This window comes from Janthinobacterium violaceinigrum, from assembly GCF_009208555.1.
Taxonomy (GTDB): domain Bacteria; phylum Pseudomonadota; class Gammaproteobacteria; order Burkholderiales; family Burkholderiaceae_D; genus Janthinobacterium; species Janthinobacterium violaceinigrum.
Genome location: NZ_WFLI01000027.1, coordinates 37,620 through 57,164 on the forward strand (window position 1 = coordinate 37,620; position 19,545 = coordinate 57,164).

21 protein-coding genes are annotated in these 19,545 nt (G+C 66.8%); 10 read left to right on the forward strand and 11 right to left on the reverse strand.

Features of this window, described 5'->3' with window-relative positions:
• The first annotated feature begins 191 nt into the window (after positions 1 to 191).
• Entirely contained in the window at positions 192 to 1,112 is a 921-nt protein-coding gene (ylqF, locus tag GCN75_RS20420; RefSeq protein WP_405002830.1) for a ribosome biogenesis GTPase YlqF, read from the forward strand.
• 77 nt (positions 1,113 to 1,189) lie between these two features.
• Here ylqF and GCN75_RS20425 read toward each other — a convergent pair whose 3' ends face one another.
• The gene (locus tag GCN75_RS20425) at positions 1,190 to 2,020 is read right to left on the reverse strand and encodes a DODA-type extradiol aromatic ring-opening family dioxygenase (protein WP_152284041.1); all 831 of its coding nucleotides are present in this window, start codon (positions 2,018 to 2,020) and stop codon (positions 1,190 to 1,192) included.
• Between the two features lie 114 nt (positions 2,021 to 2,134).
• Here GCN75_RS20425 and GCN75_RS20430 point away from each other — a divergent pair, with 114 nt between their 5' ends.
• Positions 2,135 to 3,025 (forward strand): LysR family transcriptional regulator, encoded by an 891-nt coding sequence (locus GCN75_RS20430; protein ID WP_152284042.1) that lies wholly within the window; start codon positions 2,135 to 2,137, stop codon positions 3,023 to 3,025.
• Here GCN75_RS20430 and GCN75_RS20435 read toward each other — a convergent pair whose 3' ends face one another.
• Positions 3,026 to 3,910, reverse strand: coding sequence for a hypothetical protein (locus tag GCN75_RS20435; protein WP_152284043.1), 885 nt, complete (start codon positions 3,908 to 3,910; stop codon positions 3,026 to 3,028).
• A complete protein-coding gene (locus tag GCN75_RS20440; protein WP_226941491.1) occupies positions 3,907 to 6,195 on the reverse strand; it encodes a M1 family metallopeptidase in 2,289 nt (762 codons plus the stop codon). Before GCN75_RS20440 ends, GCN75_RS20435 begins: the two co-directional genes overlap by 4 nt.
• Before the next feature lie 245 nt (positions 6,196 to 6,440).
• Between GCN75_RS20440 and GCN75_RS20445 the strand changes: the two genes are divergently transcribed.
• The 5 genes from GCN75_RS20445 (at position 6,441) to GCN75_RS20465 (ending at position 10,606) form a co-directional block, all read left to right on the forward strand.
• Positions 6,441 to 8,030, forward strand: coding sequence for a TonB-dependent receptor (locus GCN75_RS20445; protein WP_152284044.1), 1,590 nt, complete (start codon positions 6,441 to 6,443; stop codon positions 8,028 to 8,030).
• Between the two features lie 159 nt (positions 8,031 to 8,189).
• Entirely contained in the window at positions 8,190 to 8,861 is a 672-nt protein-coding gene (locus GCN75_RS20450; protein ID WP_152258134.1) for a thiol:disulfide interchange protein DsbA/DsbL, read from the forward strand.
• 12 nt (positions 8,862 to 8,873) lie between these two features.
• Positions 8,874 to 9,098, forward strand: a complete 225-nt coding sequence (locus tag GCN75_RS20455; protein ID WP_152284045.1) for a hypothetical protein — start codon at positions 8,874 to 8,876, stop codon at positions 9,096 to 9,098.
• Between the two features lie 81 nt (positions 9,099 to 9,179).
• Positions 9,180 to 9,926, forward strand: coding sequence for an SDR family oxidoreductase (locus GCN75_RS20460; protein WP_152284046.1), 747 nt, complete (start codon positions 9,180 to 9,182; stop codon positions 9,924 to 9,926).
• A gap of 143 nt (positions 9,927 to 10,069) precedes the next feature.
• Positions 10,070 to 10,606 carry an ester cyclase gene (locus GCN75_RS20465; protein WP_152284047.1) on the forward strand — a complete coding sequence of 179 codons (537 nt, stop codon included), beginning with the start codon at positions 10,070 to 10,072 and terminating at the stop codon, positions 10,604 to 10,606.
• A 10-nt stretch (positions 10,607 to 10,616) separates the two neighbouring features.
• Here the strand turns inward: GCN75_RS20465 and GCN75_RS20470 are convergent, their stop codons facing one another.
• The 7 genes from GCN75_RS20470 to GCN75_RS29260 form a co-directional block, all read right to left on the reverse strand.
• On the reverse strand, positions 10,617 to 11,537 hold the full coding sequence (locus GCN75_RS20470) for a LysR substrate-binding domain-containing protein (protein WP_152284048.1): 921 nt from the start codon (positions 11,535 to 11,537) through the stop codon (positions 10,617 to 10,619).
• Positions 11,534 to 12,448, reverse strand: coding sequence for an efflux RND transporter periplasmic adaptor subunit (locus tag GCN75_RS20475; protein ID WP_152284049.1), 915 nt, complete (start codon positions 12,446 to 12,448; stop codon positions 11,534 to 11,536). Before GCN75_RS20475 ends, GCN75_RS20470 begins: the two co-directional genes overlap by 4 nt.
• A gap of 37 nt (positions 12,449 to 12,485) precedes the next feature.
• Complete coding sequence (locus GCN75_RS20480) at positions 12,486 to 12,686, reverse strand: DUF1656 domain-containing protein (protein ID WP_070224633.1); 201 nt, start codon at positions 12,684 to 12,686, stop codon at positions 12,486 to 12,488.
• Positions 12,676 to 14,820 (reverse strand): FUSC family protein, encoded by a 2,145-nt coding sequence (locus GCN75_RS20485; protein ID WP_226941492.1) that lies wholly within the window; start codon positions 14,818 to 14,820, stop codon positions 12,676 to 12,678. Before GCN75_RS20485 ends, GCN75_RS20480 begins: the two co-directional genes overlap by 11 nt.
• Before the next feature lie 10 nt (positions 14,821 to 14,830).
• A complete protein-coding gene (locus tag GCN75_RS20490; protein WP_152259113.1) occupies positions 14,831 to 15,337 on the reverse strand; it encodes a MarR family winged helix-turn-helix transcriptional regulator in 507 nt (168 codons plus the stop codon).
• Between the two features lie 64 nt (positions 15,338 to 15,401).
• A complete protein-coding gene (locus tag GCN75_RS20495) occupies positions 15,402 to 16,814 on the reverse strand; it encodes an efflux transporter outer membrane subunit (RefSeq protein WP_152259112.1) in 1,413 nt (470 codons plus the stop codon).
• Positions 16,815 to 16,950: 136 nt separating this feature from the next.
• Positions 16,951 to 17,268, reverse strand: coding sequence for a DUF4148 domain-containing protein (locus tag GCN75_RS29260; RefSeq protein ID WP_193317581.1), 318 nt, complete (start codon positions 17,266 to 17,268; stop codon positions 16,951 to 16,953).
• Positions 17,269 to 17,554: 286 nt separating this feature from the next.
• On the opposite strand from GCN75_RS29260, the gene GCN75_RS20505 reads away from it, so the two are divergent.
• The 3 genes from GCN75_RS20505 (at position 17,555) to GCN75_RS20515 (ending at position 18,924) form a co-directional block, all read left to right on the forward strand.
• Complete coding sequence (locus tag GCN75_RS20505; RefSeq protein ID WP_152284051.1) at positions 17,555 to 17,875, forward strand: hypothetical protein; 321 nt, start codon at positions 17,555 to 17,557, stop codon at positions 17,873 to 17,875.
• A 115-nt stretch (positions 17,876 to 17,990) separates the two neighbouring features.
• Complete coding sequence (locus GCN75_RS20510) at positions 17,991 to 18,308, forward strand: hypothetical protein (RefSeq protein WP_152284052.1); 318 nt, start codon at positions 17,991 to 17,993, stop codon at positions 18,306 to 18,308.
• A 142-nt stretch (positions 18,309 to 18,450) separates the two neighbouring features.
• The gene (locus GCN75_RS20515; RefSeq protein ID WP_193317582.1) at positions 18,451 to 18,924 is read left to right on the forward strand and encodes a DUF2244 domain-containing protein; all 474 of its coding nucleotides are present in this window, start codon (positions 18,451 to 18,453) and stop codon (positions 18,922 to 18,924) included.
• A 79-nt stretch (positions 18,925 to 19,003) separates the two neighbouring features.
• On the opposite strand, the gene GCN75_RS20520 is transcribed toward GCN75_RS20515, so the two are convergent.
• Positions 19,004 to 19,486: a hypothetical protein gene (locus tag GCN75_RS20520; protein WP_152284054.1), complete on the reverse strand. Its 483-nt coding sequence runs from the start codon at positions 19,484 to 19,486 to the stop codon at positions 19,004 to 19,006.
• Between the last annotated feature and the right edge of the window lie 59 nt (positions 19,487 to 19,545).

Consider the following 19,545-nt stretch of genomic DNA (forward strand, 5'->3'; position numbering starts at 1 on the left):
CGGCCAGGCTGGACGGACTGCGGATCTTATCATTCATGTAACTGCTAAATTATCACCAATTGTCTCGTCCGCGTCGCACGGCTGGCGCCGGCGGCGGAAAATGCGACGTCGTGGCGGCAACCACGTAAAATAGCGGATTGACTGAACGAACTGAAAGCAAGAGCATGGCGATACAATGGTACCCAGGACACATGAACGCGGCCCGCAAGAAAGCGGCCGAGACCATGGAAAACACCGACCTGGTGATTGAAGTGGTGGACGCGCGCCTGCCGGCAGCCAGCTGCAATCCCATGGTGGACGAGTTGCGCCTGTTCCGCCAGCGCCCTTGCCTGAAGATCCTCAACAAGACCGACCTGGCCGATCCTGCCGCCACCGCCGCCTGGGTCGCCTATTTCAACGCCCAGGAAGGCGTGACCGCGTATGCGATGACGACCAAGAAGCCGGGCGACGTGGCGCGCATCCCGGAACTGGCGAAATCGCTGGCGCCGCACCGCGGCGTGCCGACGAAGCCGCTGCGCATCATGATCATGGGCATTCCCAACGTGGGCAAGTCGACCCTGATGAACGCGCTGCTGAAAAAGCGCGTGGCCAAGGTGGGCGACGAGCCGGCCGTCACCAAGATGCAGCAAAAGCTGTATCTGGACAAGAACACCATCCTCGTCGACACGCCCGGCATGCTGTGGCCGAAGATCGCCATCCCCAGCGACGGCCTGATGCTGGCAGCCAGCCACGCCATCGGTTCGAACGCGCTGATCGAGGAAGAAGTGGCCGTGTTCCTGGCCGAGGAATTGCTCAAGCGCTACCCGGACTTGCTGGCGGCCCGCTACGGCACCAAGGTCGGTGAAGTCGACGCCATCGGCGTGGTCGAAGGCATTGCCGCCAAGCGCGGTTTCCGCATCAAGGGCGGCGACTACGATTTCGAGAAAGCCTCGCATACCTTGCTGCTCGACTACCGCAGCGGCATCCTGGGACGCATCTCGCTGGAAACGCCGGACACGCGCGCGGCCCTGCTGGCCCAGCACGCGGCCGAGATGGCGGAAAAGGCGGCCAAGGCAGCGGAGATCGCGGCTGAAAAGGCCAGGAATGCGGCGCGCGGCAAGCGCGGCACGTAAGTAAAAAAAGCCGCTAGTTAGCGGCTTTTTTTAATTCTGGGGTCAGACCCCCGATGGCGTTGGCGCTGAGCCAGCCGTTAGCGGTGTTGAGGGTCTGACCCCATACCCCCAAACCTGAAACTGGTCACCGCCAGCGCACCAAAGAAATCTTCCTCGTGGTACACCACGTGCGCCGCTTCCTGCTCCGCCGCGCCCAGCGCCACCATCAGCGGCAGCAGGTGGTCTTCCTGCGGATGGGCCTGGCGCGCGCCCGGTGCCCGGTCCCAGGCCAGCAACTGTTCCAGCCGCTGCTGCGGCGGCAGAGCCATGGCCTGGCGCAGCCAGGCGTCGAACTGGTGCGAGGCGACGGCGCCCGCCTGGCCGAACTGGCGCAGGTTGTGATAGGACAGGCCGCTGCCGACGATCAGCACGCCCTGCCGGCGCAAGCCGGCCAGCGCGCGGCCCACCTCGACGTGCGTGAGCGGATCGTAGCCGTGCTTGAGCGACAGTTGCACCAGCGGCACGTCCGCCTGCGGGTAGATGGGGAACAGGGCGCTGAAGGTGCCGTGGTCGAAGCCCCGCTCGTGGTCGAGGCGGGCCGGATGGCCTGCCGCGTCGAGCAACTGTTTGACCTGCGCCGCCAGATCCGGCGCGCCCGGCGCCGGGTACTGGATTTGATAGGTGTGCGGCGGAAAGCCCGAATAATCGTAGATCATGCCCGGCCGGGGGCTGGCCGAGACGAGAAATTGCGGCCCTTCCCAGTGCGCCGTGACGACCAGCACGGCTTTCGGGCGCGCACCGATCTGGCGCGGAATATCCTGCAGCGACGCTTCGAGCACGTCGTAGCGGCCGCCGAACTGGTCTTTCATGAACGGCCACGGGCCGCCGCCGTGCGACAGGAAATACGTGGGGAAGGTGTGCTCTTGCATGGCGGCTCCTGGAGGAATGGCTAACGATGGAACCATGATAGTCATGTGCAGTGAGTTGATCAAGATCGCAATTATTGATATATCATTTCCATTTTGTTGATGATCGGAGCGTCCATGGATACCTTGCGCAGCATGCGCGTGTTTCGCGCAGTGGTGGAGCTGGACAGTTTCGTGCGCGCCAGCGAGCGCCTCGATCTGTCGCCGGCCATGGTCAGCAAGCATGTGATGCACCTGGAGCGCCATCTGGGCGCACGCCTGTTGAACCGCAGCAGCCGCCACCTGAGCCTGACGGAAATCGGCAAGGTGTATTTTGAACAGTGCCGCGACATGCTCGACAATCTCGACGAGGTGGAAGCGACCGTGGGCCGCACGACGGTGGTGCCGCGCGGCATGCTGCGCCTGAGCGCACCCGTCTGGTTCGCCAACGCCATCTTCACGCGCACCCTGGCCGCCTACCGCGAACGCTTTCCGGAAGTGACGTTCGACATCGACTTGAGCGGCAGGGTGGTCAATCTGGTGGAAGAGGGCTTCGACCTGGCCCTGCGCGTGAGCCAGTCGCCGTCGCCGGCGCTGATCGCGCGGCCCGTCGGCAGCATCGCCTTTCACCTGGTGGCCGCGCCCGCCTACCTGGCGCGCGCGGGCCATCCGCACCTGCCGCAAGACCTGGCGCAGCACGCCATGATCAGCTATTCCTTGCTGTCGAATGGAAATGAGCTGGACTTCGACGGGCCGCAGGGACGCGAGACGGTGAAGTTCTCGCCCGTCCTGCAATGCAATAACGAAAGCCTGCTGCACGCGGCCGCGCTCGACGGCATGGGCATCGCGCTGCTGCCGTCATGGCAGACGGATGCGGACCTGGCGGCGGGGCGGCTGGTGCGCCTGTTCGACGGCTACCGGCTGGCGGGCGGCAAGGTGTACGCCGTGTACACGAGCCGCCGCTACCTGTCGTCGAAAGTGCGCACCTTCATCGACTTCCTCGCCGATGAAGGGCGCCTGGGGGCTTGACTAGATTAGCGAGCGCCTGACGTCGATCAGCGCGAACAGGCGCGCGCTGCGCATCCACGCCAGCACCAGCGCGGCCAGCTGCGTCGCCAGCAGGCCGGCCACGATGGCCAGCGGGCCGGGCGCGGCCAGATTCAGGCGCGCCACGCCCAGCAGCGCGTACAGCGCCAGTCCCAGCAAGGTGATGACGAGGTAGATGGCCAGGCTGGCCAGCGGACGCCGGCGCAGCATGCCCAGTCCCCGCCACCAGGCCTTGACGGCCGACGTGCGGCGCCGGTCGACGGCCAGCGCCGCGCGGCCGGCGTCGAGGGTGGCGCAGGCCAGCAGGAACAGCAGGCCCGTGAGCAGCAAGGCCAGGTGGCGGGCCAGGTCGGCGTCCGCTTCCAGGATGGCCTTTGCCGCGTGCTTGTCGGCCAGTTTCAGCGCGCCGGCGCCGATCGCCAGCGCCACGCCCAGCGGTACGATGCTCCACAGCAGCATGCGCAGCATGCGGCCGTATTCGCTGAAGGCGCCCGTCAGCAGGGGACCGAAACCCGGTGGCGCGGGCGCGCGCGCGGCCGTGACCACCAGGCCGCTCAGCAGCGGCGACAGCAGCAAGGTGAGGACGATGCCGGCGATGGCGGCCTGGCTGATGGCGGCGCCGTTGCGTCCCGTGTTGGCCACCAGGTCGGCCAGGGTCATCAGGTCGAGCCGGTGCGCCAGGGCGGCCGCATGCACGGCGTTATCGAGGCTGGCGCTCAGGGTGCGCCAGAGGGGAATGACGGCAACGATGGCGGGGATCAGCAGCAGGCCCGCCCACAGCAGCAGCAAGCGCCATTGCAGGGCGGCGCGGCTGGCGCGCGTGGTCAGGGTCAGGCCGCTGGCCCGTGTCGTGGAAGTGGCGCTCATACGGTGGCAATCAGGGAAAGGAGGTATTGGAAGACGGCGGCGAGGTCGAGGCTCCAGCGCCGCGCGGCCGAGGTATCGGCCTTCAGGGTGCGGCTGTCATCGAGCTTGTTGACGTCGAGGTAGTGCACGCGGTCGGGATCGAGTTCGGCCGAAACGGCCTTCACGGGCTTGCTCCAGATGTAGCGCTGCCACAGCTGCTCGTTATCCCACACCACGCGTTCGGAACTGCCGTCGGCAAATTTCACCAGCAGCACCTGCGGCACGGGCGCGCCGCGGCGGCGCAGGACCACGCTGGTCAGGTAGGGATAGGGGCCCATGCCGGGCTTGGCGTCCGGGTGCGCCTTGTCCCATGCCTCGCGCACTTTTTTCTCCTCTTTTTCCAGCGCATCGGCCGTGCGTTCCACGCGCTTGCCGTCGACCAGCGTCGTGCCGGCCAGCGGCGTCTGCTCTTCGCTGGTGAAGGTGCCGATGCGGTCGTCGATGTTCGCGCTGGCATAGACCTGCTGCGCGAAGACCTGTTCCACGATGCGGCGCTGGCCCGTCGCCTCGGCCAGCGCTTCGCGCAGGTCGGCCACGCTGGGGTGGCGGAATTTCCACTGTTCGTAATACGCCTTGAAGCCCCGTTCCATGGCTTCGCTGCCGATGCGCGCTTCCAGGTCGCGCATGGTGACGGCCGTGCGGCTGTAGACGGGACCCACGCCCTGCAGGCGGTCCCACGCATTCTGGCCCAGCGGGTCGGCCGCATCCTGGCGCGGTGCGGCCAGGCGTTCGAATTCGAAGACCTTGAACGCGGGATCGAAGCCCAGGCGCTTGAGCAGGGGCGTGGTAGCGTGGATATCCTGGCCGCGCGCGCGCAGCATGCGCTGGTCCCAGTACTCGTTCAAGCCTTCGTCGAGGAGGGGTTCCTCGAACTCGTTCGAGGCCAGGATGCCGTAGAAATAGCCATGGCCGAATTCGTGGATGGTGACGAAATCGAGGCCGAATTCGGGAATGGTCTTCGGCTGCAGGTTGGCGTAGCTCGAGGCCGTGATGAAGGTCGGGTATTCCATGCCGCCCGCTTCGGCCGCATTAAACGGCGGAATCACCACCGTCAGGGTCTTGTACGGATACGGGCCCAGGGTGCGCGAGAAATACGTGAGCGAGTCCTTGGCCGCCTGCAGCGCGGGCGCCGCGTTGGACGCGTACTCGGGCGGGTACAGCACCTTGATGGCCACGGGCGGGCTGCCAGGACCGTTCCAGCTGCCCAGCAGGGGCTGGGCGCTGCGCTTGTCGGCCGTCCAGGCGAAATCGTGCACGTCGCCCTGTACATAGTGATGCGTGAGCATGCCGTTCTTTTCCTGCGGCGCGCCCTGCAGCTCGCCCGTGGCGCCCACCGTGTACTCCTTGGGCACGGTCAGCTTCACGTCGTAGTTGCCGAAATCGGCGTAGAACTCCGAGTTCAGGTGGAATTCATGCGCGTTCCAGCGCGGCGCGGTGGCGCCCCGTTCGCCGGGCAGTTCCAGCACGGCGATCTTGGGGAACCACTGGCCCACCAGGTGGAAGCTGCCGAAATGGCCGGTGCGCGCGATGACGCGCGGCAGCTGGTCGAAGAAGCGGATGTCGAGCGTCGTCTCGGCACCTGGCGCGACGGCCTGCGGCAAGTCGACGCGCACGACCGTGCGGTCGGTGGCCGGGCCGTTGTCCGGCTGGACGAAATGCCAGGGCGCCTTGGCGCCGTTCTGCGTCATGCTGCGCAGTTCGATGTAGCCCCACTCGCCGTCGCGCGTGGCGACGCCCGAACGGAAGCCCGTATCGAGCTTGCGCTTCTCGGTAAAGAAGGTCGAATGCTCGCCTTCGAACGCATTCAGGTACAGGTGCAGGTACACGCTGCTGACGGCTTGCGCGCTGCGGTTGCGCCAGCGCAGTTTCTGCTGGCCGTCGATCGTGTGCTTGACGGGATCGAGCGTCGCTTCGATCCGGTAATCGACCACGCGGTCCGACAGGGTCGCTTGCGCACCCGTGCGCGCACCGCCCCAGGCATTGCTGGCGCTGGGCGTGCTGACAGCCGCCGCGTGCGGCGAGGCCAGCGCGATGCTGTCGGCGGCCGGTGCCAGCGGGATGGCCGCGCTGGCCTGCCTGCCCTGGCCCGGCTGGGCGAACAGGTCCGCCTGCAGGGCCAGTCCGGCCAGCAGCATGGCGGCGATGGAGAGGGCTTTGAGCTTGCCCGAGATGGGGAAAAAACCAATGCTGCGGCGCGTGCCGCGGGGACTTGGCGGCCCCCGGCGCGTTGTGCTGCGACTTTCCATGCGTGACTCCCACAGTGACTTCTTATTGTTGATTTTTAAATGCAGTCGGCTGCGCCCGGGATCGCCGGGCGCATCTTAATATACCTACAAAAATGCCAAATCACCAATAAAAAATTGGCATAAGGAAAGTGCCATCGGGCTGTTGCTTGCGGCGCCGCGCGCCGTGCGTATAATGATTCGCTTTTGCCATCCCTCCGTCCCGCTACCGTGCGTCCGCGCCGCGGTGGCGCAGCCAGCTTTCCGCCATGATGCCTGCCTCTCCCGTCCTGACCATCGCCACGCGCACCTTGCTGCTGTGCGCCCTGGCCATGCCGGCGCACGCGCAGGAAGCCGCACCGCCGGTGCCGCCGTCCGTGCAGGCAGGGGCGCAGCAGGGCGGCCCCGTGGCGGGCGTCACGCATGGCGACTTTTCCACGGAACTGGGGCAGGGCGGCCAGCACAGCGTGCGCGGCGCCCTGACGCACGATCAGGGCGGCATGTCGCTCGACGTGGCCATCGACGGGCAGCGCAACGGCAATTACCGCGATGGCAGCGTGTTTCACCAACACGGCTTCAGCGGCGGCGCGGAATGGAAGGGGCGGCAGGGGCGCTTCGGCTTCAGTGCCGACCAGCTGAACCAGGACACCCGCTATCCGGCGCCCGAGGCGCCGTTCCTGGCCCTGCTGGCGGCCCGCCCGGAAGACCTGTACCGCTACGAAGTGCGGCGCGCCAGCGCCTTTGTGCAGCGCTATGTGGGCAATTTCGAGCTGGGCGTGGAACTGTCGCAGCGGGAAAAGCACGCCACGGCCCGCTATGCGGGCGAGGACGGTAGCAGCGAATCGACATACAGCAGCCGCCGCCGGCAACTGGCGTCCCGCGTGCGCCATTACGGCAAGGTGGGCAGCGTGGGCACGGACACGGAAGTGGGCCTGGACCTGATGCAGTGGGAGCGGCGCTCGGGCCGCGCGGCGCCGGGCCGCGATGGCGATGGCCAGCGTCGCCAGTATTCGCGCGCGCTGCTGCTGCGCGAAGAGCTGGCCTTCAGCGGCGCGTATGCGCCGCGCCTGCTGCTGGGCCTGCGGCATGAACAGTTCCAGCTCGATCCGGCCGACCTGCCCGCCGGCGGCAGCGACTGGGAAAACCAGAACGCCTGGGACGTGCAGGGCAGCTTGCAGCTGCGGCCCCAACTGAGCGTGTACGCCAAGACGGGGCGCAGCTACCGCATCGACGACGACGGCTATACCCGCGCCGGCTACCGTCCCCTGGCGGGGCAGCTGCGGCGCGAAACGGAGGTGGGCGCCACCTTCGGCGACGCGGTGCGCAGCGCCTCCGTGCGCATCTTCAGCGAGCGCCTGAGCAACCAGATCGTCTTCGATCAGAGCCTGGGCCAGCTGGGTTTTGCGGGCAATCTCGACCCTTCGCGCCGCGACGGCATCGCCATCGAAGCGAGCATGGCGCTGGCGCGCGACTGGCGCCTCGACGGGCAGCTGAGGCAAGTGCATGCGCGCTACGACGATTACGCGTACGACGGCCCGGACATCGCCCTCGTGCCCAAGACCCTGGCCAGCCTGCGCCTGTACTGGACGGGGCAGGCCGGCGCCAGTGCCGACGTGGGCGTGCAATGGCTGCGCGCCCTGCGCTATGGCCAGGATTTCGACAACAGCTGCCTGGCGCAAGTGCCCGCGTTCGCCACCGTGGACGGGCGCTACGTGCGCAAGCTGGGCGCCTGGGAGCTGGAACTGGCCGGCAGCAACCTGGCCAACCGCCGCCATTACGGCGACGCGCCGGGCTGCCGCTCCAGCATCTACCTCAAGGATGCGCGCCAGCTGCGCGTGTCGGCGCGCTACCATTTCTGAGGCGCGCATGGCGCGGGCCGGCGCCGGCGCTTAAGAGCGGCTTAATCGGGCGCAAACCGTGCCGGGAAACGCGCCTTTTTTCTGCCTGCGACCCGGTGGAACGCACGAAAAAGTGGTAATCTCGCCCCGTTCACGACCACTTTATGATGAAGGATTATTATGCGTTTTCTGCGTTTCTTGCGTCCCCTGCTCGCCGCCGTCACCCTGGTAGCAGCCACCGGCGGCGCCATGGCGGCCGATACCGGCTTTACCACGCTTCCCTCGCCAGTGCGCACGGACACGGGCAAGAAGGTGGAAGTGGTGGAGTACTTCATGTATTCCTGCCCGCATTGCTATGCGCTCGATCCGCTGATGCACGACTGGGTCAAGAAGCAGGGCGACAAGATCGCCTTCCGCCGCATCCACCTGGCCTTCTCCGGCCCGAAGGATCCGCAGGCGCATGCCTACGCCACGCTGGAGGCGATGGGCCAGCTGGACCAGTTCCACGACAAGATCTTCCGCGCCATCCACGTCGAGCGCAACCGCCTGAACCGCGATGACGCCATCCTCGACCTGCTCGTGAAGAACGGCATCGACAAGGCGAAATACCTGGACATGTTCAATTCGTTCGGCGTGCAGACCAAGCTGAAACGCAATGAGCAGCTGATCGCCGCCAGCAAGATCGACAGCGCGCCGACCATCGTCATCGATGGCCGCTTCGTGACGTCGCCGGCGCAGCTGTCCCGTCCGGGCCAGTCCGAACCGCAGACCCAGGCAGCGACCCTGCGCGTGATGGATGACCTGGTGGCGCGCGTCCTGAAAGAGCGCGCCCCTGCGCCAGCGAAGAAGTAAGCGGAGAACCCCATGAAACAGCTGCCCTGGACTTTGTGCGCGCTGGCCCTGGCCCTCGTGGCCTGGCTGGCGATTGCCGTCGTCAACGTGGAAAACCAGCGCAATGCGCTGGTCAGCAAGGCTTGCGTGGACCCCGCGTTCAAGAACGAGGTCGACGCGAAATGCCTGGCGTCCGTGCAGTCGCGCGAACACTGGTGGCAGCACCTGACGTATGCCATGACGCATTTCAGGAACTGAATGCGCCTGCAGGAAAAACCCGCCGCGCGCGGGTTTTTTTTCGTCCGCGTATGATGAAGCCACAACCATCCAGGAGGGACGATGAAGGAAGTGATCTTGATTACGGGCGGCAGCCGCGGCATCGGCGCGGCGACGGCCCTGCTGGCGGCGCGCCAGGGCTATGCCGTCTGCGTCAACTATGTGCGCGACGTGCAGGCGGCGGAGGCGCTGTGCGCGCGCATCGCCTCCGAGGGCGGCGAAGCGATCGCCGTGCAGGCCGACGTGGGCGTGGAAGCCGACGTGCAGCGCCTGTTCGGCGAAGTCGATGCGCGCCTGGGAACGCTCACGGCGCTGGTCAACAATGTGGGCGTGCTGGAGCAGAAATGCCGGCTCGCCGATATTTCCGTGCAGCGCCTCGAGCGCGTGCTGCGCACCAACGTGATCAGCTATTTCCTGTGCTGCCAGCAGGCCGTGCGGCGCATGTCGACGGCAAATGGGGGGCACGGCGGGCGCATCGTGAACGTCTCGTCGGCGGCCGCGCGCCTGGGCTCCCCGGGCGAATACATCGACTACGCGGCCTCGAAGGGCGCCGTCGATACCTTGACCCTGGGCCTGGCGAAGGAAGTGGCGGCCGAAGGCATCCGCGTCAACGGCGTGCGGCCCGGCATCATCTACACGGACATCCACGCTTCGGGCGGCGAGCCGGGCAGGGTGGCGCGCCTGGCGTCCGGCGTGCCCATGCAGCGGGGCGGCCAGCCCGAGGAAATCGCCGACGCCATCCTGTACCTGCTGGGGCCGGGGGCGAGCTATGTGACGGGCAGCCTCCTCGACGTGGCGGGCGGCCGCTGATTTTCAACGCATTTTCAACGCATTTTCAACTGCTGCAAGCAGCTGATTCAAGCGCGGGGCCAATTATCAGGCAGGGCAAGCGCGTCCAGAATGGCGGGGTGCCCCATGCAGCAGGCACGCCGATCAACCCACCTGGATTCATTATGCCCGCACCTGTTCTTGCTCCCGCCATCCTGGCCCTGTCCCTGCTGGCCGCCGCGCCCGCCCAATCCGCCACGCACCTGCCAATGCCGGCCCACCTGGCCGGCGCCGCCGCCACGGACAGGGTGGCGCTGGCGGCGCGCCGCTATGCCGCCTTCTGGCAGAGCGGCGATCCCGCCCTGGCGCGGCTGGCGCTGGCCGATGATTTTATCGACCGCACCTTGCCCGCCGGCCGTCCGCAGGGACTGGCTGGCCCGCTGCAGGCGTCGCAAGTGTTTCACGCGGCCGTGCCTGACTTGCAGGTGGCCATCGAGGAGATGCTGGTGGCGGGAAACCGGGTCAGCCTGCGCCTGCATTTCACGGGCCGCTTCACGGGCGTCTTCCCCACGCCGCAGGGCGAGTTGCGCGGCCAGGGACAGGCCATCGACTTCCATGCGTTCGACCTGTACCAGGTCGATGCGCAGGGACGCATCAGCGACAACTGGCACCTGGAAGACAATCTGACCCTGCTGCGCCAGCTGGGCGTGCTGGCGCCTTGACGGCGGCCGGCTAGCGCTGCGCCGGCAGGGATGCGAACTGCTGCAGCAGGAAGTCGACCAGCAGGGCGATGCGGGGCGGCTGGAAGCGGCTGCGCCGGTACAGCAGGTTCAGGGGAACGCTGTCGCCGAAGTACTCGTCGAGCACCGTGTGCAGGCGTCCCGCGCGCAGGTCGTCGCCGATGTCGAGCAGGGATTTGTAGGCATAGCCATGGCCGGCCACGGCCCAGCGGCGGATGATTTCGCCATCGTTGCTGTGCCAGGCCCCCTGCAGGCGCAGGCTGCGGCGCTTGCCATCCTCGCGGTAGCGCCACTCCTGCGGCGCGCCGTCGTTCCCCGTCAGCACCAGGGTGGGCAGCCGCGCCAGGTCGCCCGGCGCGGCCGGCAATCCCACCCTGGCGGCCAGCGCGGGAGATACGCACACGACGCGCCGGCCCGCATGCAGCAGGCGCGCCACCATGTCGCTGTCGGGCAGCTCGCCGTAGCGGATGGCCAGGTCGATGTCGTCCTGCACCAGGTTGGCCGTGGCGTCGCTCAGGGTCAGCGCATGGCGCACCTGCGGGTGCAGCGCGGCAAAGCGGTCGAGCATGGGCAGCAGCAGCTGGCGGCCGATGTCGGACGGCGCCGAGATGCGCACCACGCCGCGCACGGCGTCGCCGCCCGTCTGCAAGCCGTCTTCCGCCTGCGCCAGCAAGTCCAGCGCCTGCTCGCTGTAATGGCGGTAGTGCTGGCCTTCTTCCGTCAGGCGCAGCTGGCGCGTCGTGCGTTCGAACAGGGTGGCGCCCAGCGACGCTTCCAGGCGCGCGATGGCGGCGCTGGCGGCGGCCGGCGACAGGCCGTGCTTGCGGCCGGCGGCGGAAAAGCTGCCCAGCGCCGCGGCGTCGAGGAACACGGAGATTTCCGCCAGGCGTCCCGCGCCGCCGCTACGGCTCATGCGGGATGCGCGGCGGCCGGCTTGGCTGCCGGCGCGGGCGATGCAGGGGCAGCGGAATGGGGCGTGATCACCACGGTGCATGTGGTGCCGGCCACCAGCAGCTGTCCCTTCGGCTGCTCGTCGATGTGGATGCGCACGGGCACGCGCTGCGCCAGGCGCACCCAGTTGAAGGTGGGATTGACGTCGGCCAGCAGTTCGCGGCCCGTGGCGGCGTCGCGGTCGGTGATGCCGCGCGCGATGCTTTCGATGTGGCCGTGCAGGGTGCCGCCGCTCATCAAATTCATTTCCGCCTTGTCGTCCTGCGCCAGCATGCCCAGCTTGGTCTCTTCGAAGTAGCCGACCACGTAGTACGAGGCGCTGTCGATGACGGCCAGCTTGGCCGCGCCGACGGCGGCAAAATCGCCCTTGTGCACGTTCAGGTTCGTCACGTAGCCGCTGACGGGCGCGCGCACGGTGGTGCGTTCCAGGTTTAACTGCGCCAGCGCGCGGGCGGCCAGCGCCGCCTGCACTTGCGACGAGGCCGAGCTGGCGGCAAACGCGGCGCTTTCGCGGCTTTCCGTGGAGATGATGCTGGCGTCGAGATTGGCGCGGCGCTGCGCTTCCTTGCCGCGGCGTCCCTGCTCCGTCCTTTGCGTGGCCAGCACGGCGTCGGCCTGCGCCAGCGCGCTCGCATAGCGCTCCCGGTCGACGACGAACAGCACGTCGCCCTTCTGCACCACCTGGTTGTCGCGCACCAGCACGTCCGTGACGGTGCCGGCCACGTCGGCGCTGATGTTGACGATATCGGCCTTGATGCGGCCGTCGCGCGTCCATGGCGATTCCATGTAGCGGTCCCAGACGGTCTTGCCTATCCAGAGGGCTGCGGCCAGGAGCAGCAAGGTGATGGCATAGCGGGTCAGTTTGGTTACCATGTCGGCAGCCCTTCCTTGATCAGATTGAACAGTTTTTTTATTTGTACAGCGAGAGCGCCAGCGCGCCGAAGATGGCGATGAAGATGCACAGCCGCGCCAGCGACGGGTGCCACACCATGCGGTACACGCCCAGCCAGCCCAGCACGCGGTCGAGCAGGGTCTGCAGGCCGATGCTGAGAATGAACAGGGGCAGCAGGGTGGGAATCAGTATGCCGAACAGGGCGAATTCACGGGGCATGGTGGTCTCCGGCGCCGGGCGCCATTTGGTCGAGTAATGAGGTGTAGATCGAATGCAGGTCGGCCAGCGCCGTCTGCAGGCGCACGTCCCGCTCGGGCGGCGTGTCGCTGGCGGCTTGGGCCGCGCGCACCACGGCACCCGCCTGCAGGGTGGCGGCCAGGGCGGCCTGCAGCTGCGCGTCGGCGCGCGTGCGCAGCCAGGCGGCGACGCCGTCCACGCAGTGCCGCAGGGCGTCGCGCGCAGCGCTGGGGCGGGCGCTGGCGATCAGTTCGCGCAGCCCGATCACGGAATGGCCGATTTCCAGCAGGGTGAGGGCCTGGCGCACGACGGCGCGCGTGGCTTCGCCCGGCGCCGGTCCGGCCGCCGCGTTGAGCTGGCTGAGCAGGTCGCGCACGCGGTTGTCGAAGCGGTGCTTGACCCTGCGCACGGGCGCCGTGCACGCGTGCAGCGCCTCGCGCCACAGGGCCGGGCCCACATGGTCCCTGTGGCCCATGGTGTGCTCGGGCAGCAGCACGGCAAACACGAGGGCGGCCAGCATCAGGCCGACGATCAGCGCCATGCCCGTGTTGAGAAAAGCCGCGCCATCGACATGCATCAGGTTGGTTGGCGCCATCTGCGTGATGAAGGTCGACACGCCCAGGCCCACGCCCAGCTTGGCGGGATTGGTCATCAGGTACAGGCCCACGGCCAGGAAGGGCGCAAAACTGAGCACCAGCATGGGAAAGCCGTCGCCGTGCACCAGCACGAAATACACGCACACGAGCGACAGGGGCATGGCGACGAGGAAGCCCGTCAGCACCTGGCGGACCATCATGATGGGACGGGGCGAGGACGAGGCCAGCGCGCAGAACACGGCTGCCATCAGCATGGCCGTGCCGGCGTAGGGCCAGGCCAGGAAGTACGCGCCCAGGGCCAGCAGGGCCAGGCTGATGCCGGCGCGCGCGCCGCTGGCCAGCACCAGCGCGGGCGGCGTCTTCGGCGCGTAGGCCTGCGGCGTGCTGATGTCCAGCGGGGTGTCGTGGGCGAGGCTGAAATACACTTCGTGAAAGCGGCTCATGTCGCGCGCGAAGCGTTCCAGCAGCTCGCACACGGTATCGAAATCGATGCGCTGCGCATGCGCGATGGCGGCGCCGTCGATCTCCGCGCGGGCCTGCGCCAGCGCCGTTTGCAGATGCTGCTGCATGGTGTCGAGCGAGTCTTGCGACGGCGTCGTCTGCAGCGCTTCGGCAACGATGGCGTACAGGGGCGCGCACGCCTGCATGACCTGCGTCTCGCCATCGCGCTGGAGGCGGTCGAACAGGCGGTGGAAGGTATAGAAGGTGGTCAGCGCCGTCATGAAGGTGGCATTGAAGGCGTGCAGCTTGCGGTTCTGCGCGCGCACGTGGCCCACCTTGCTGGTCACTTCAAACAGGGCGGCCGAGCGGCCCAGCTCCAGCGCCGCCACGTCGGCGGCGAACTGCAAATGCGTCAGCTCCACCTGCGCCGGCGTGAGCTTTTGCTGCAGCACGTCCTGGCAGAAGGCGAGGAACTTGCCGTAGCGGGCCTGCACCGTGCGCATCACCTGCGTGCCCTGGTGGCGCGGCAGCAGCACGCTGGAGACGGCGGCCGAGCAGATGATGCCCAGGCCCACTTCGGCCACGCGCGTGACGGCCAGCGAAAACACCTGCGTCGGCTGCTCGATGGCGGGCAGCACGATCATGCAGGCCGTATAGCCGGCCAGCACGTACACATAGGACTGGGCGTTGCGGTGCAGGGCCGAGCCGCTCGTGCACAGGCCCACCCACAGGGCCAGGCCGGCGAACAGCAGCACGGGCTGCTGCGGGAACAGGCCGATCAGGGTCAGCGCGGCCGTGCATCCCAGCAGGGTGCCGCACAGGCGGTAAAAGCTTTTTTCCAGCACCATGCCGCTGCTGGGCAGGGCCAGGATGATGGTGGTGGTCATCGCCGTGCTGGGCGAATCGAGTCCCAGGCGGTAGGCCAGCCACAGGGCGCAGAACGACGCGATGAGGGTCCTGCCGACGTAGATCCAGCGTTCGCCTTCCGTCGTGCGCCAGTCCTGCAGCGCCAGCGCCAGCCAGCGGGCCGCCCGGGTCAGGGGGCCGTGTAGTGATTTTGGTGCTGTGGCTGGCGTCATCGATAGGCTATCAGTTCTGGTTGTTGAGATTGTTCAAGTTGCGCAGCTGGCGCACGTACAGCTTGTCCAGCACTTGCAGCTCTTCTTCCGTAAAGCCCTCGTACAGGGCCGAGGTTTCCTGGTACACGTCGGGCAGTGCCGTTTCGATCAGCGCGCGGCCCTTGTCGGTCAGCGAAATCATCACGGAGCGGCGGTCGCCGGGGCGCGTGCCGCGGTGGATCAGGCCCCGCGTTTCCAGGTCGTTGCACACGCGCGTCAGGTTGGCGGGCTTTTCGTGGCAGGCCATGCCCAGGGTGCAGGCGTTCGAGGTTTCGTCGTCCGTGCCGTACAGCACGGCCAGCACCATGTAGCTGGCATCGACCAGGTCGTGCTTTTTCAGCGCGGCATTGGTCAGGTCCTTCATGCCTTTTTGAATGTGGTACGTCATGCGCAACAGGCGCATCAGTTCCATGGGGAAGCCTGGCATGCGCGTGCGGATGTTTTGCAGCCGCTTGGAGGTGGCGTCAAAAGCGGTCATGTCATATTCCTTCATGTGTCAATAAAGTTCCGATTGTATCTTGTTGAGCTAAGGCAACGCGAGTCTAGATGCCGCCTCCCAATGCATTCATCAAGGAAACGTACAGATCCAGTTCGCGTGCCCCATTCTGCGCCTGCTGTTGCTGTTCCGCCAGCAGCGCCACTTGCGTGTTGAGCATGTTGATGGCGTCGCTCATGCCCGCCTTGTAGGCTTTTTCCGCCAGGTCGCGCGCGCGTTGCGCCGTGGCCAGCGCCTGCACGGTCAGCTGGTGCTGCTTTTCCAGCGACTGGGCCTTGGTGACGGCGTTGGCCACCTCGGACATGGCGTTGATGACGGTGGCGTTGTATTGCTCCACGGCGCCGTCGTAGAGGGCCGTCTGGCTGCCCAGCTGGGCGCGCAGGCGGGCGCCGGCAAAGATGGGCAGGCTCAGCGCGGGCGAGGCGCCGCGGATCTCCGAGTTGGCATCCAGAAAATGGCTGAAGCCGAAGGCCTGGAAGCCCGCAAAGGCCACCAGGTTGACGTTCGGGTAGAACTCGGCCTTGGCCGCATCGATGCGCTGCGCCGCCGCTTCCACTCGCCAGCGCTGGGCGGCGATGTCGGGACGGCGGCCGATCAGGTCGGCCGGCAGGGCGGCGGGAATGGCCAGCGGCTGGTCCAGGCGCAGCACGGGGCGCGTGAGCGCCGCGCCCGCTGCCGGACCCTTGCCCGACAGGGCCGCCAGCTGGTTGCGCAGCAGGGCCAGCGACTCGGCCGACTGTTCCAGCTGGCGCCGGCCCGCGGGCAGGGTGGTTTCGATCTGCGCCACGTCGATATCGGTGCCGATGCCGGCCGCCTTGCGCTGGCGCGTGATGTCGAGGATGCGGGCGCGCTGCGCCAGGCTGCCCTCGATCACGTCCTGCAGCTGGAATTCATACGACAACTGGATGTAGGTGCGCACCAGCGCCGTTTCCAGCGCCAGGCGGGCCATCTGCGATTCGGCCGACGCCATCTGCACGTCGCCCAGGGCGGCGGACAGGGCGGCGCGGTTGCGGCCCCACAGGTCCAGGTCGTACGAGGCCGTGACGGTGGCCTGGTTGCGCCACGCGTAATTGCCGGCCAGCGGCGCCGGCGTGCTGCCGTGCTGCGAATACAGTTCGCGGTTGATGGAGACGGCTGCGTCGGCTTGCGGGCGGGTCTTGTCTTCGGCCGCGCCGGCCAGCGCTTCGGCCTGGCGCACGCGCGCCTGGGCGCCGCGCAGGGTGGGGCTGTCGGCCAGCGCCTGCTCCATCAAGCGGTTCAATTGGGGGTCGTGCAAGTCTTGCCACCATTGCGTGCGCGGCCATTGGATGGCGGCGCTGGCGGCGGCATCCATGGCCTTGCTCGCTTGCAGCGCATTGGCGTCGAGCATGGCCGATTGCGGCGCGATATGGCCCATGTCGGCGCAAGCGCTCAAGGCAAGGATCAGGCTGGCAGCAAGCAAACGGCGGTGCAGGGACATGCAGGGACTCCGGGGAAAGAGGTGTTGGGGGTGCTGCTGGAACATCACAGCTCGCCGCGGTGAGCTTCGGGAGTGGCCCGAGTGCTGCGCCGCAACTGAGGTGTTACTGCCTTACTGAAACCGGCTGACTGGTTTCTTATTGCACGACATGCTTGGTCGTTTGCGCAACATCAAAGTCCGCTTCCGTTTGCGGGATCTGGCCAGCCTTGCGGGCGGCGTAGAACTCGGCCATGACTTGTTCGCGCGTCACGTTGCTGGCGGCGGTGGCCGGCGTTTTCGGGTAATCGGCTTCGCTGGTGGCGATTTCGCCGGCGTTGCGGGCACGGATGTATTCGGCCGTGACTTGCTCGCGCGTGAGTTGCTGGCTGGCAGCGGCAGGCGCGGCGCTTTGGGCGAAAGCCGACGTGGCGGTGGTGATGGCAAACAATGCTGCGATGAGTGATTTGGCTTGCATGATAAGACTCCAATATGTGCATGATGGCTGGGTGGATGGGCCGGCTCGCCACGTACCGGTCGGTTCGACGGCCTGGCGCTGGTGGGCGCCAGGGCGTCGATGAAGCAGTTTCTGGATGAGAAGATGCTTACTTGAATTAACTATAGCAATGAATATTACATTTGTGAAGTAATATTTGAAAATATTTGTGCGATGCCGCATTTTCCCCGGGGAAAATACCGCGCAGGCGTGCGCCGCCGGCCAGGCCATGGGAGTAAACTGGTTTTTTTATTAACGGGAGTCAACCATGAGCAGCAGTTCACTCGATCCGGATAATTTGCCCGTCACCTCCGACCGCGTGCTCGGCAGCGGCCATGGCAAGGGGGCGCTCGGTCCCAGCGACAGTTCCGACAGCGGCAGCGACATGCAGGGCGTGCCGGGCCAGGATGCGGAAGAGCTCGACAACGACAGCGATGCGGCGGGCACGGGCGACCGGGCCGGCGTGGAGCCCCACAACACGGCGCCCGATGGCGGCGATATCGATGTCGATCATGTGGAGCGCCTGTCGCCCGTATCGCCCGCTGACGATGGAGATGGCAAGCCGCAGGCGCCGGCGGCGCGCCCCTGATCGCGGCTGCCGGCCACGAATTGCTGCCTCTCCTGCGCCATCAGCGTAAAATGCGGACAAGGGGGCGTGCGCGCCGCCATGGCCAGCCGGCCGGCTCAGGATAGGATGTCACAGGATGCAGATGCAGATGTCGGAAGAGAAAGAAAAAGACTTGATGTCGATGTACCGCGAGACGCGGCCGCGCGAGTTTTTTGGCGAAAAAAGTAACACCAACCACCTGGCCTGGAGTGCGCTGGTGGTGTTGCTGGCGCTGGTGTTCTGGCTGGTCGTGGCCCTGACGGCCGCGGAAAACCAGCGTCATGCGCTGGAAACGAAGGCGTGCCAGGATCGCGTGTTTCCCACGGAAATCGACATGTCGTGCCTGAAACAGGTGAAGTCGCGCGATCACTGGTGGCAGCACCTGGGTCACGCGCTCGTGCATCTGGGCAGCTGAGGCTGCCAGCGGGCCGTGCGCCTTCGGGCGGCCATGACGGCCGTACGCGGGGCGCGGCGGCATGGCTGGCCGCGCCGGACGGCAGGACGGGTTGGCCTTGGGGTGTGCCCGTGAGGGCCGATGCGATGTTGCGGGAGGCGCCATGCCACGCGATAGTTCGCGCGAACAGCCGCAATGGCGGTTCACGCGCCACAGTGCCTTGACGGCGCGCCAGCTGCTGCGCGCGTATGGCGTGCTATGCCTGTTTTCCACGGCCATCGCCGCCGTCTTTGCGCTGCGCGGCTTCTGGTACATTCCCGTCTTTTCCTTCGCAGAACTGGGCCTGGTGGCCATCGCCCTGCTGCATTACCTGCGCCACGCGCGCGACTATGAAGACATCGCCCTGCGCGACGGCGAGCTGATCATCGAACAGGTCAGCGCCGGCCGCTGCCGGCGCCACCACTTTTCTCCGTGGCGCACGCGCGTCGTGGTGCCGCGCTGGCGGGGCCAGTTGATACACATCAAGGATATCGGCGCTGGCGGCGCGCAGGTGGACGTGGGTGCATTCGCCACGCCCGAGCGGCGCTGGCAGGTGGCGCACGAGCTATGCGCGTTGCTGCCACGTCCCGCACCCTGACGGGAACGGTTCACGCGCATGGCGCGGCAGGCATGCGGCAAGCTGCGCACTGGCCTTTGCGCTGGACTTCGCAGTGGTCTTACTTCGGGCCATAAAACTGAAAGGTCTGCACTACCAGCAACCGGGTGGGGAAGCCGGTGGTGGTCTTGAATTCCTTGATGCCGGTAATCTTGTAGGCGCCTGCCTGAAACTCCTCTCCTTCCTCCCAGCTGTGATCCTTCATGGCAAACTGCAGCAGGCGCTGGTCGTTATAGCGGTAGCTGAAGATGGTGTAGGCGCCCACGCGGCTGGTGACGATGAAGCGCTCATCCTGCGCATCGGCGATGAGCAGAATTCCCGGATAGCGCTCGATGCCCGCCTCCTGGTTCTGGATTCTGAGGATCACGTCGGTAAAGCTGCACTCAGCGTCGCGGATCTTGTCGCGCTTCGTGGCGATCTTCATGACCTCGTCGTAGCTCTTGTTATGCACGATCGAGCGTTGCGGCGAGTCGCAATAATTGGCCGCGTGCACGTTGGCAGTGCAGAGCAGCAGGCATAGGGTAATGGCGGGGAACGCTTTCATGGGGCCTTGTGGCAAGTTGCTGTCTTATGGGGCCGGCAGTGTAATGTCTGGCTGCCGCC

Excerpts from the sequence above, each read along its gene's own strand:
- GCN75_RS20450 (WP_152258134.1), top strand. The coding sequence starts at position 8,190 with ATGCGTTTTCTGCGTTTCTTGCGTCCCCTGCTCGCCGCCGTCACCCTG.
- GCN75_RS20445 (WP_152284044.1), top strand. The coding sequence starts at position 6,441 with ATGATGCCTGCCTCTCCCGTCCTGACCATCGCCACGCGCACCTTGCTG.
- GCN75_RS20430 (WP_152284042.1), top strand. The coding sequence starts at position 2,135 with ATGGATACCTTGCGCAGCATGCGCGTGTTTCGCGCAGTGGTGGAGCTG.
- GCN75_RS20480 (WP_070224633.1), bottom strand. The coding sequence starts at position 12,686 with ATGCCCCGTGAATTCGCCCTGTTCGGCATACTGATTCCCACCCTGCTG.
- GCN75_RS20470 (WP_152284048.1), bottom strand. The coding sequence starts at position 11,537 with ATGAGCCGTAGCGGCGGCGCGGGACGCCTGGCGGAAATCTCCGTGTTC.
- GCN75_RS20440 (WP_226941491.1), bottom strand. The coding sequence starts at position 6,195 with ATGGAAAGTCGCAGCACAACGCGCCGGGGGCCGCCAAGTCCCCGCGGC.
- GCN75_RS20460 (WP_152284046.1), top strand. The coding sequence starts at position 9,180 with ATGAAGGAAGTGATCTTGATTACGGGCGGCAGCCGCGGCATCGGCGCG.
- ylqF (WP_405002830.1), top strand. The coding sequence starts at position 192 with ATGAACGCGGCCCGCAAGAAAGCGGCCGAGACCATGGAAAACACCGAC.
- GCN75_RS20485 (WP_226941492.1), bottom strand. The coding sequence starts at position 14,820 with ATGACGCCAGCCACAGCACCAAAATCACTACACGGCCCCCTGACCCGG.
- GCN75_RS20495 (WP_152259112.1), bottom strand. The coding sequence starts at position 16,814 with ATGTCCCTGCACCGCCGTTTGCTTGCTGCCAGCCTGATCCTTGCCTTG.
- GCN75_RS20425 (WP_152284041.1), bottom strand. The coding sequence starts at position 2,020 with ATGCAAGAGCACACCTTCCCCACGTATTTCCTGTCGCACGGCGGCGGC.
- GCN75_RS20505 (WP_152284051.1), top strand. The coding sequence starts at position 17,555 with ATGAGCAGCAGTTCACTCGATCCGGATAATTTGCCCGTCACCTCCGAC.
- GCN75_RS20455 (WP_152284045.1), top strand. The coding sequence starts at position 8,874 with ATGAAACAGCTGCCCTGGACTTTGTGCGCGCTGGCCCTGGCCCTCGTG.
- GCN75_RS20475 (WP_152284049.1), bottom strand. The coding sequence starts at position 12,448 with ATGGTAACCAAACTGACCCGCTATGCCATCACCTTGCTGCTCCTGGCC.
- GCN75_RS20510 (WP_152284052.1), top strand. The coding sequence starts at position 17,991 with ATGCAGATGCAGATGTCGGAAGAGAAAGAAAAAGACTTGATGTCGATG.
- GCN75_RS20520 (WP_152284054.1), bottom strand. The coding sequence starts at position 19,486 with ATGAAAGCGTTCCCCGCCATTACCCTATGCCTGCTGCTCTGCACTGCC.
- GCN75_RS20490 (WP_152259113.1), bottom strand. The coding sequence starts at position 15,337 with ATGACCGCTTTTGACGCCACCTCCAAGCGGCTGCAAAACATCCGCACG.
- GCN75_RS20515 (WP_193317582.1), top strand. The coding sequence starts at position 18,451 with ATGCCACGCGATAGTTCGCGCGAACAGCCGCAATGGCGGTTCACGCGC.
- GCN75_RS29260 (WP_193317581.1), bottom strand. The coding sequence starts at position 17,268 with ATGCAAGCCAAATCACTCATCGCAGCATTGTTTGCCATCACCACCGCC.
- GCN75_RS20435 (WP_152284043.1), bottom strand. The coding sequence starts at position 3,910 with ATGAGCGCCACTTCCACGACACGGGCCAGCGGCCTGACCCTGACCACG.
- GCN75_RS20465 (WP_152284047.1), top strand. The coding sequence starts at position 10,070 with ATGCCCGCACCTGTTCTTGCTCCCGCCATCCTGGCCCTGTCCCTGCTG.